We start from the raw sequence: 8,816 nt of genomic DNA on the forward strand, positions 1-8,816 counted from the left end.
GCCGTCGGCCGACGCGCCGGTGCGCGACGTCGTCGCCGACGCCTCCGGCTACGCCGGCCAGTTGAGCCTGCCGGTCGGCGGCTCGCGGGTGCTGCGGTTTTCCGCGCCGGTGGGCCGGGTGATGCTGGGCGACCCCACGGTCGGCGACGTCATCCCGCTCAGCGACCGCTCGATCTACGTGCTGGCCAAGAAGCAGGGCGCGACCAACCTGACGGTCATGGCCCGCAACAAGCCGTCCGCGCCGATGGCGACCATGGACCTGCGGGTCGGCTACGACGTCGCCGGCCTGCAGCGGGCGCTCAACGCGGTGATGCCGGGCGAGCATGTCGAGGCCACCGTGCACGGCGACGGGGTGATCCTGACCGGGTCGCTGTCGTCCGGCGTGGCGGCGGCCCGCGCCCAGGCCCTGGCCGAACGCTACGCGCCCGACCGGGTGGTCAACCTGACCTCCGTGCGCGGGGCCGAGCAGGTGCTGCTGTCGGTCAAGGTGGCCGAGGTCCAGCGCACGGCGCTCAAGCAGCTCGGCGTCGACACCATCAGCGCGCTCTGGGACAACACCGGCGCCCTGGTGCTGCAGCCCGGGACGCTGAACCCCGAAGCCTTCCTGTCCGTGCTCGGCCGCGCCGAGGTGGGCGACGTCACCATCCAGGCCCTGTTCGACGCCCTGGAGCGCCGGGGCGTGGCCACCACCCTGGCCGAACCGACCCTGGTCGCGCTCTCGGGCGAGACCGCGCTGTTCTTCGCCGGCGGCGAATTCCCGATCCCGGTGGCCCAGACTCAGTCGGGCGCCGGCTTCGTCACCACCATCGAATACAAGCAGTTCGGGGTCAGCGTCGGCTTCACCCCGACGGTCTACGGCGACACCATCAACCTGGCCGTCGCGCCGGAGGTCAGCGCCATCGACCGCGAGAACTCGGTGGTGATCCAGGGCTTCCGCGTCCCGGGCCTGACCACCCGCCGCGCCAAGACCACGGTCGAGCTGCGCGACGGCCAGAGCTTCGCCATCGCCGGCCTGATCCGCCGCGACTTCACCGACTCCCTGCGCGGGGTGCCCGGGGCCGCCTCGGTGCCGATCCTCGGCGCGCTGTTCCGCAGCACCTCGTACCAGAACAACGAGACCGAGGTGGTGATCGTGGTCACCGTGCACATCGCCGAGCCCACCGGCCGCGAAGACTTCGTCCTGCCCACCGACCGCTTCAAGGCGCCCAACGAACTCGAACTGTTCGGCGGCGGCGTCCTGGAGAAGTCCGCCGCCGCCCCGGCCGCCGCGCCGGTCGGCGGGACCAAATAAGGAGCGACGCGCGATGAGGATCTCTCAACTGAGCACCACCGCCGCCCTGGCGCTTGCCGCCGCCGCGCTCTCGGCCTGCGTCAGCTCGATCGACGGCCCCCAGTCGCCGGCCTTCGGCGAAGGCCTGGCCTCGGTGAACGCCCAGGCCGTCGAGGTCGCGGCCTCCGACGTCCCGCCCGAGACCTCGGGCCAGGTCGCGGCCGCCGCGGTCGAACGGTACAAGACCGGCAAGACCCGGCCCGTCGAGGTCTACTCGACCTCCACCCTCGGCCTGCCGGGCGGCGGGTACGGCGGTGGCGGTTCGGGCGGCGGTCCGGAGTGACGTCATGACGGGACGCCGCTCGCTGTCGAACCTGGTTCGCGACCGGAACGGCAATGTCGCGGTCTACACCGCGCTGATCGGGTCCGTCCTGATCGGCATGGTGGGCCTGGCCCTCGACGGTTCCCGTTTCATGATCACCCACACCGAAGCCCAGGCGGCGGCCGACGCCGCCGCCCTGGCCGCGGCCGATCAACTGGACGGAACGGCGACGGGCTGCACCAACGCCAAGTCGGCGGCCCTGGTCAGCAACAAGCAGCGCTTCGGCACGGGGGCCGCCGCCGACGGCAAGGTGCAGATCAGCAGCGTCCGTTGCCTGACCAGCCTTCCGGCCAGCGATTCCGATCCGATCACCTCGGCCAACGAAGGCACGGCGGCGAAATACGTCGAGGTCACCACCGAGTCGCTGACCCACACCAACAGCTTCCTGCGGGTCGTCGGCGCGGGGCCGACCACGACCCTGCAGACCAAGGCCGTCGCGGGCTTCAGCACGTCCATGTGCCGGGTCACGCCGATGTACCTGTGCAGTCCGGCCGCGAACCTCGACGACGCGGCCTTCGCCGCCACCCTCGAGGGCCGGGCGTTCGACTTCTGGGAGAAGCTGAACCAGGGCTCCTTTGGTCTGCTGAAGATCGCCGGCTGCAGTTCGAACAGCGCCAACTGCTTCCGCGACCAGCTGGCTTCCGGCGCGAACACCTGCGTGGATCCGACGGACGACGTCCACACCCTGCCCGGCCAGAAGACCGGCCCGGTGGAGAAGGGGACCAAGGACCGCTTCGACGCGGACCAGAACCAGGCCGAGTACCCGCTCGATATCGCCTCGGACGGGAGCTGGGACTGCCAGAAGTACTGGCAGGACAACCATACTGGCGCGACGCCGGCCTGGTGCACGGCGACAACCAAGCGGCCGTACACGCGCAAGTACATGTACGACTATGAGAAGACCGCTCATCCGAAGTCCTGGGACAACAAGGGCGAGGCGGACCGGCGGGTCATGTACTTCGCCATCCTCGACTGCCCGGTCGGCTCCAACCAGGACGTGCCGCCCAAGGTCTACGTCGAAGGGCTGCTCCTGCAGAAGGACACGAACAAGGCGGCCTACGTCGAGGTCGTCCGGATGGTCAAGCCGGGCGCGGACGACGGCGTCCAGCACCAGAACGTGGAGCTTTACCGATGAGCGCCATGAACCCTTTCGCACGACTGCGCAGATTGGCGGCCGACTGCTCCGGCGCCTCCCTGGTGGAGTTCACCCTGGTGGCTCCGCTGCTGATCAGCCTGATGTGCGGGCTGGCCGAATTCGGCCTGGCCTTCCGCCAGTACCACGTGATGGAGAAGGGCGTGCGCGACGCCGCGCGCTACCTGTCGCGCACCTCGACGTCGGCCTGCTCGGTCGCGGCTTATCAGTCGGCGCTGGCCTCCTGGCCGAACCCGACCTCGGTGCCCGCCTCGGTCAGCGCCGTGAACTGCGACCTGGGCGGCGCGCGCGGCAAGGCGGTGGTCACCGTCACCGCCAGCCGCCTCTACAAGGACATCGGCCTGCTCACCGTCATCGGCGTGAGCGCCCCGACGCTGACGGTCACCCACCAGCAACTGGTGATCGGGTCATGAGCCGGTTGCGCGACCTCTGGAAGGACACCGCCGGCGCGACCATGGTCGAAGCGGCGCTGGTCTTCCCGCTCATGCTGGTGCTGACCTTCGGCCTGGTGGAGTTCGGCCAGGCGCTCTGGCAGTACAACGCCGCCGAAAAGGCGACCGCCGAAGCCGCGCGCTTCGTCGCCACCCGCGGGCCGGTGGTGACCTTCGCCACCGACCGCGACTGCTTCGTGACCACCTCCGCGGTGGCCGGCACGCTCTGCTCCAACGTGGCCGGCGCGACCGGCTGGAAGGGGACCTGGTCCGGCAAGTGCGCCGGATCGGGGGCGGGCGCCACCTGCCAGCAGGCGATGATGGATCAGGTCGTCGCCCGCGTTCGCGCCATCGCCCCGTTCGTCCAGGCGGAGAACATCCAGGTCGAACTGAGCGGTTCGAACTTCGGCTTCGTCGGGCGCGGGCGGCCGGTTCCGAACGTCACCGTCCGTCTGGTCAACGTCACCTACAACTTCGTCGCCATGGACAAGCTCCTGGGCATCGGCCCGATCGCCATGCCCGGGTTCGACGCGACCAGCGTGGCCGAAGATCAGCAAGAAGGCGGCTTGGGATGAGCGACCGGCGTAAGGTTTTGGCTCTCGCCGCCGGCGAGGATCTGGTCGGCGCGTTGCGTGAAGCGCACCTCGGAAACGCCGGGGTGGAGCTGGAGGTGGGACCGATGCGCCCGGCCCAGGCGCTGGCCGAGTCCGCGCCGAGCGTCCTGGTGCTGGAGGTCGACGCCGCACGGACCGGCGCGATCGAGCACTTCCAGGCGTTTGTCCGCGCCTTGCCCGAGTGCAAGATCGTCGCCGCGGCCCGGGCCGCCAACAGCGAGACCGTACGTCGGCTGTTCCGGGCCGGCGCCACCGACGTCGTCACCGCCCCCTTCAGCGCCGACGCCCTGACCGCGACCCTGGCCGACCTGTTCAAGGTCGACACGGACGCCGGCGGCGGTTCGGTGGTCGCCGTGGTCAAGGCCGGCGGCGGCGTCGGCGCGACCCTGGTCGCGGTCAACCTCGCCGTGCTCCTGCAAGGCGGTGGGCACACCAAGGGGGCGGCGTCGAAGAGCGCGGCCCTGCTGGACTTCGACCTGCAGTTCGGCGACGCCGCCTCCGCGCTCGACCTGCAGCCCCGCAGCACCCTGGTCGACATCCTGCGTGCGCGCGACCGGTTCGACGCCCGCTTCCTGGACGGCGTGCTGACGCCGCACGCCAGCGGCCTGAAAGTGCTGGCGGCCCCGCCGGCGATCATCCCGACCGGCGCGCTCGACGGCGGCTTCGCCGAGACTGTCCTGCACCATGCGACGACGACGCACGACGTGACGGTCGTCGACCTGCCGACGGTCTGGAGCGACTGGACCCTGCCGGTCCTGCGCCGGGCCGACGCCGTGGTGCTGGTCGCCCGGCCGACCGTGAGCGGCGCGCTCAGGGCCCGTCGCGTGCTCGACGCGTGCGAGGAGGCGCGGCTGGACACCCCGGTCGTGTTCGTCCTGAACGGCTGCGCCGGCCCGCTGGAAGCCATCGAGCGCTCCGACCGGATCGGCAAGTCCCTGGGGCGGCCGGTGGACGCCGCGCTCAGCCTCGACGCCGCCGCGGGCCGGGCCGCCGATCGCGGCCGGCCGGTGGTCGACGCCTTCCCCAACACGCGGCTGAGCCGCGAGCTGCGCACCGTCGCCCGCAAGGTCGAGCTGAAGCTCGGCGAGGCCGGGACCCGGGACGAACCCTTCGCCGCCGAATCTTCCGACGTCCGTAGCCTCGCCGGAGCCCCCGCATGAGACTGTCCTTCGCCGACCACGCGCCGACGCCCCTCGCCAAGCCGGCCGATCCCGCGCCGGCGGAAGCGAGGAGCTTTCAGGTCGAGGCGGACGACGACGCGTTCTTCGAGCTGAAGACGCGGGCGCACCGGCGCCTGATCGAGCGGATGAACCTGTCCGCCCTCGACCGCCGCTCGGCCGAGAGCATCCGCCAGGAGGTCTCGACCCTGATCGGCGAAATGCTGTTCGAGGAGGCCCGCCCCCTCAACGAGCACGAGACGCGCCGGTTGATCGAAGACCTGATGCACGAGCTGCTCGGCTACGGGCCGCTCGAGCCGCTGCTGCGGGATCCCGAGGTCTCCGACATTCTCGTCAACACCTCCCGCGAGGTCTACGTCGACCGCTTCGGACGGATCGAGCTGACCCGGGTGCGCTTCGCCGACGAGCAGCACCTGCTGCGGGTGATCGAGCGCATCGTCGACAAGGTCGGCCGGCGCATCGACGAGTCCAGCCCGCTGGTCGACGCCCGCCTGCCCGACGGCTCGCGCGTCAACGCGGTGGTGCCGCCGATCGCGGTGGACGGCGCCCTGCTGTCGATCCGCAAGTTCGCCCGCACGCCCTTCGACCTGGAACGGCTGGTCGCCGGCAAGGCGATGACCGAGGCGGTGGCGCAGACTCTGAGCGGCTTGGTGCGCTGCCGGAAAAACATCCTGATCTCCGGCGGCACCGGCACCGGCAAGACCACACTGCTCAACGCCATGTCGCGCTCGATCGGCGAGACCGAGCGCGTCGTCACCATCGAGGACGCGGCCGAGCTGCAGTTGCAGCAGCGCCATGTCGCACGCCTGGAGACCCGGCCGGCCAACGTCGAGGGCCGCGGCGAGATCACCCAGCGCGACCTGGTCAAGAACGCCCTGCGCATGCGCCCCGACCGGATCATCCTCGGCGAATGCCGGGCCGGCGAGGCCTTCGACATGCTGCAGGCCATGAACACCGGCCACGACGGCTCGATGACCACGGTGCACGCCAACACCCCGCGCGACGCCCTGGCCCGCCTGGAGCAGATGATCGGCATGGCCGGCATCGACGTGCCGCTGCGCTCGATGCGCACCCAGATCGCCAGCGCGATCGACATCGTCATCCAGATCAAGCGCTTCTCGGACGGCTCGCGCCGGCTGATCAGCCTGCAGGAGGTCGACGGCATGGAGGGCGACGTCATCACCCTCCAGGAGGTGGTGCGCTTCGAGCAGGAGGGCGTCGACGAGGACGGGCGGATCGTCGGCCGCTTCATCGACACGGGGGTCCGGCCGAAGTTCTTCCAGACCTTCGAGGCGCACGGGATCGCGTCTCCGCGCGACCTGACCGTCTGGCGCAAGTAAGGGGGCCGTCATGGGGGCTGTAACCTACCTGGTCTATGCCGCCGTCTTCATCGCCGTGGTGCTGACGGTCGAGGGCGTGTGGCTCGCCGTCCGCGGCCTGTCGGGCGAAAACCGCGACGTGAACCGTCGTCTGGCGCTCGCCCGCAAGAGCGGCGACGAACAGGCCGGGCTGAAGCTGATCGCGCGCAGCCAGGGCGGCCGGGCGGCCGCCGCGCTGGATGCGCGCCTGCCGTGGCTGCGCCAGGCGCTCTGGGCGGCCCGCGCGCCGATCTCATCGGCCCAGTTCGGCCTGATCGTGCTGGGCGGGTTCATCGGCGTCTTCCTGCTGTTGACGACCTCAGGCTGGAGAACGCTCTTCGCGGTCCTCGCGGCGGGCGGCGTGGCCGGACTCGGGCCCCTGGCCGTGCTTTCGGTCATGGCCGCCCGGCGCCGGGCGAAGTTCCTGGAGCAAATGCCCCAGGCCGTCGACCTGATCGCCCGCAGCCTGCAGGCCGGCCACCCGGTGCCCTCGGCGCTGGCGGTGGTGGCCAAGCAGATGCCGGACCCGATCGGCACCGAATTCGGCCTGGTGATCGACGAGATGACCTACGGCCTGGACCGCGACGAGGCGCTCGGAAACCTGCTCCAACGCGCGCCGTCTCCCGAACTGCGGATGTTCGTCGCTTCGCTGCAGGTGACCCGCGAGACCGGCGGCAATCTGGCCGAGGTCTTCCTGAAGCTCAGCGAAGTCGTGCGCGACAAGGCGCAGCTGCGGCGCAAGGTGCACGCCATCACCGCCGAGGGGCGCCTGTCCTTCTATGTCATCACCGCCCTGCCGGCGATCGTGGTCGGGGGCATTCTGGCGATGCGGCCCGCCTACTACGTCGAGGTCGCGTCCGATCCTCTGTTCCTGCCGCTGATGTCGGGGCCGCCGATCCTCCTGGTGATCGGCGCCCTGACCATCTGGCGGATGGTCAATTTCAAGATCTGAAGCGGGGAGGGGGGACATGGGACTAGCCATCATCTTCACCATGGCGGGCCTGGCGGTGCTGGCCCTCGCGGTCGGGGTCGCCGTCATCGTGTTCGGCGACCGCCTGTTCGCCTCGCGGCTCGCCGCGCTGGCGCCGGGGGCGGGCGCGGGCACGCCCACGACGCGCGCCTCGCTGACGCCGCAGGTGACGCGCGCGCTCGAGAAGCTCGGCGACCGCCTCGGCAAGGGCGCGGTCGACGGCGAAAAGCGCGGCGTGCTTCGCGCCAAGCTCGTGCAGGCGGGCATCTACGCTGACCGGGCCGTGGAGATCTTCTTCGCCCTGCGCGTGGTCTCGGCGCTGCTCTTCGGGGTCGGGGCGGTCGTCGCGGTGGCGGTGTTCAAGCCCGCCGGCGCCCTGATCGCGCTGCTGGTCGTCGTCGGCGCGGCCAATGCGGGCCTGTTCCTGCCCAACCTGATCCTCGCCAAGCGGATCGGCGAGCGCCGTACAGGCATGCGGCTGGGCCTGCCGGACGCGGTCGACCTGATGGTGGTCTGCGTCGAGGCGGGCTCCACGGTGACGGCGTCCATCCAGCGCGTCTCCCGCGAGTTCGTGGAAATGCATCCGGTGCTGGCGCAGGAACTGGAGATCACCCTGCGCCAGATGCAGGCCGGCTCCAGCCGGGCCGACGCGATGAACCGCCTGGCCGAACGGGCGCCGCTGGACGAGCTGCGCAACCTGGTCACCATGCTGAACCAGTCCGAAGCTCTGGGCGCGAGCCTGGGCCAGACGCTGCGTGTGTTCGCCGAGGAGATGCGGCGCAACCGCTTCCTGGAGGCGGAGCGCAAGGCCGCGGAGCTGCCGGTGAAGATGGCGATCCCGCTGGTGTTCTTCGTCTTCCCCTGCCTGATGGGCGTGATCTTCACGCCGGTGGTCATCCGCTTCATCCGGGTGCTGTTCCCGGCCATGGGCTAGGCGCGAGGGTCCTATGTCGATCTGGGCGAGCCTGTACTTCGGCGCGGTGCTGATCGTCGCGGCGATCTCGGACGTGCGCAGCTTCCGTATCCCCAACGTCCTGCCGGCGATCCTGGCGCTGGGCGCCCTGGTGCTGGCCACGCCGGAGACCGGCGGCGAGTGGGCCAGCCGCTTCACCTCCGTGCTGGCGGTCGGCGGGTTCGCCATGGGGCTCTACATGGCCAACGGCCTGGGCGGCGGCGACGTGAAGCTGCTGGCCGCCGCGGCCCTGTGGGCGCCGCTCTCGACCCTGCCGGCCTTCATCTTGTCGCTGGGCCTGGCGGGCGGCCTGCAGGCGTTGGCGGTGATGGCCTGGACCCGTTGGCGCGCCGCGGGCGCCCTGGCGGGCGGCGCGGCCGCGGCCGAGCCTGCTGCGCCCGCCCGCATGCCCTACGCCGTCTCGATCGCCGCGGCCGGCCTGTTCTGGCTGTGGTGGGAGGCGGTTGGGAAGGTCGCCGCCGGCTAGGCCGCGGGCTTCGCAATCGAG

10 protein-coding genes are annotated in these 8,816 nt (G+C 71.0%); all 10 read left to right on the plus strand.

Annotated features, from left to right (window positions below; all coding sequences use genetic code 11):
- Window positions 1-1,291, plus strand: a 1,291-nt coding sequence (locus tag G3573_RS17660; RefSeq protein ID WP_163263014.1) for a type II and III secretion system protein family protein, incomplete at its 5' end; no start/stop codon positions are given.
- Between the two features lie 13 nt (window positions 1,292-1,304).
- On the plus strand, window positions 1,305-1,613 hold the full coding sequence (locus tag G3573_RS17665; protein WP_163263015.1) for a hypothetical protein: 309 nt from the start codon (window positions 1,305-1,307) through the stop codon (window positions 1,611-1,613).
- Window positions 1,614-1,617: 4 nt separating this feature from the next.
- Window positions 1,618-2,787, plus strand: coding sequence for a pilus assembly protein TadG-related protein (locus G3573_RS17670; RefSeq protein ID WP_163263016.1), 1,170 nt, complete (start codon window positions 1,618-1,620; stop codon window positions 2,785-2,787).
- Entirely contained in the window at window positions 2,784-3,218 is a 435-nt protein-coding gene (locus tag G3573_RS17675; RefSeq protein WP_163263017.1) for a TadE/TadG family type IV pilus assembly protein, read from the plus strand. Before G3573_RS17670 ends, G3573_RS17675 begins: the two co-directional genes overlap by 4 nt.
- Window positions 3,215-3,811: a TadE/TadG family type IV pilus assembly protein gene (locus tag G3573_RS17680; protein ID WP_163263018.1), complete on the plus strand. Its 597-nt coding sequence runs from the start codon at window positions 3,215-3,217 to the stop codon at window positions 3,809-3,811. The genes G3573_RS17675 and G3573_RS17680 overlap by 4 nt, the downstream gene beginning before the upstream one ends.
- Complete coding sequence (locus tag G3573_RS17685) at window positions 3,808-5,010, plus strand: P-loop NTPase (protein ID WP_163263019.1); 1,203 nt, start codon at window positions 3,808-3,810, stop codon at window positions 5,008-5,010. Before G3573_RS17680 ends, G3573_RS17685 begins: the two co-directional genes overlap by 4 nt.
- Complete coding sequence (locus G3573_RS17690; protein WP_163263020.1) at window positions 5,007-6,368, plus strand: CpaF family protein; 1,362 nt, start codon at window positions 5,007-5,009, stop codon at window positions 6,366-6,368. The genes G3573_RS17685 and G3573_RS17690 overlap by 4 nt, the downstream gene beginning before the upstream one ends.
- 10 nt (window positions 6,369-6,378) lie before the next feature.
- Window positions 6,379-7,338, plus strand: coding sequence for a type II secretion system F family protein (locus G3573_RS17695; RefSeq protein ID WP_163263021.1), 960 nt, complete (start codon window positions 6,379-6,381; stop codon window positions 7,336-7,338).
- Between the two features lie 16 nt (window positions 7,339-7,354).
- The gene (locus tag G3573_RS17700; RefSeq protein ID WP_163263022.1) at window positions 7,355-8,290 is read left to right on the plus strand and encodes a type II secretion system F family protein; all 936 of its coding nucleotides are present in this window, start codon (window positions 7,355-7,357) and stop codon (window positions 8,288-8,290) included.
- A gap of 13 nt (window positions 8,291-8,303) precedes the next feature.
- Window positions 8,304-8,795, plus strand: a complete 492-nt coding sequence (locus G3573_RS17705; protein WP_163263023.1) for a prepilin peptidase — start codon at window positions 8,304-8,306, stop codon at window positions 8,793-8,795.
- The last annotated feature ends 21 nt before the right edge of the window (window positions 8,796-8,816 follow it).

It is taken from the genome of Caulobacter sp. 17J65-9, from assembly GCF_010975005.1.
Classification (GTDB): Bacteria; Pseudomonadota; Alphaproteobacteria; order Caulobacterales; family Caulobacteraceae; genus 17J80-11.

Coding starts and splice junctions, on each gene's coding strand:
- G3573_RS17670 (WP_163263016.1), top strand. CDS start 1,618: ATGACGGGACGCCGCTCGCTGTCGAACCTGGTTCGCGACCGGAACGGC.
- G3573_RS17690 (WP_163263020.1), top strand. CDS start 5,007: ATGAGACTGTCCTTCGCCGACCACGCGCCGACGCCCCTCGCCAAGCCG.
- G3573_RS17685 (WP_163263019.1), top strand. CDS start 3,808: ATGAGCGACCGGCGTAAGGTTTTGGCTCTCGCCGCCGGCGAGGATCTG.
- G3573_RS17675 (WP_163263017.1), top strand. CDS start 2,784: ATGAGCGCCATGAACCCTTTCGCACGACTGCGCAGATTGGCGGCCGAC.
- G3573_RS17695 (WP_163263021.1), top strand. CDS start 6,379: ATGGGGGCTGTAACCTACCTGGTCTATGCCGCCGTCTTCATCGCCGTG.
- G3573_RS17665 (WP_163263015.1), top strand. CDS start 1,305: ATGAGGATCTCTCAACTGAGCACCACCGCCGCCCTGGCGCTTGCCGCC.
- G3573_RS17700 (WP_163263022.1), top strand. CDS start 7,355: ATGGGACTAGCCATCATCTTCACCATGGCGGGCCTGGCGGTGCTGGCC.
- G3573_RS17680 (WP_163263018.1), top strand. CDS start 3,215: ATGAGCCGGTTGCGCGACCTCTGGAAGGACACCGCCGGCGCGACCATG.
- G3573_RS17705 (WP_163263023.1), top strand. CDS start 8,304: ATGTCGATCTGGGCGAGCCTGTACTTCGGCGCGGTGCTGATCGTCGCG.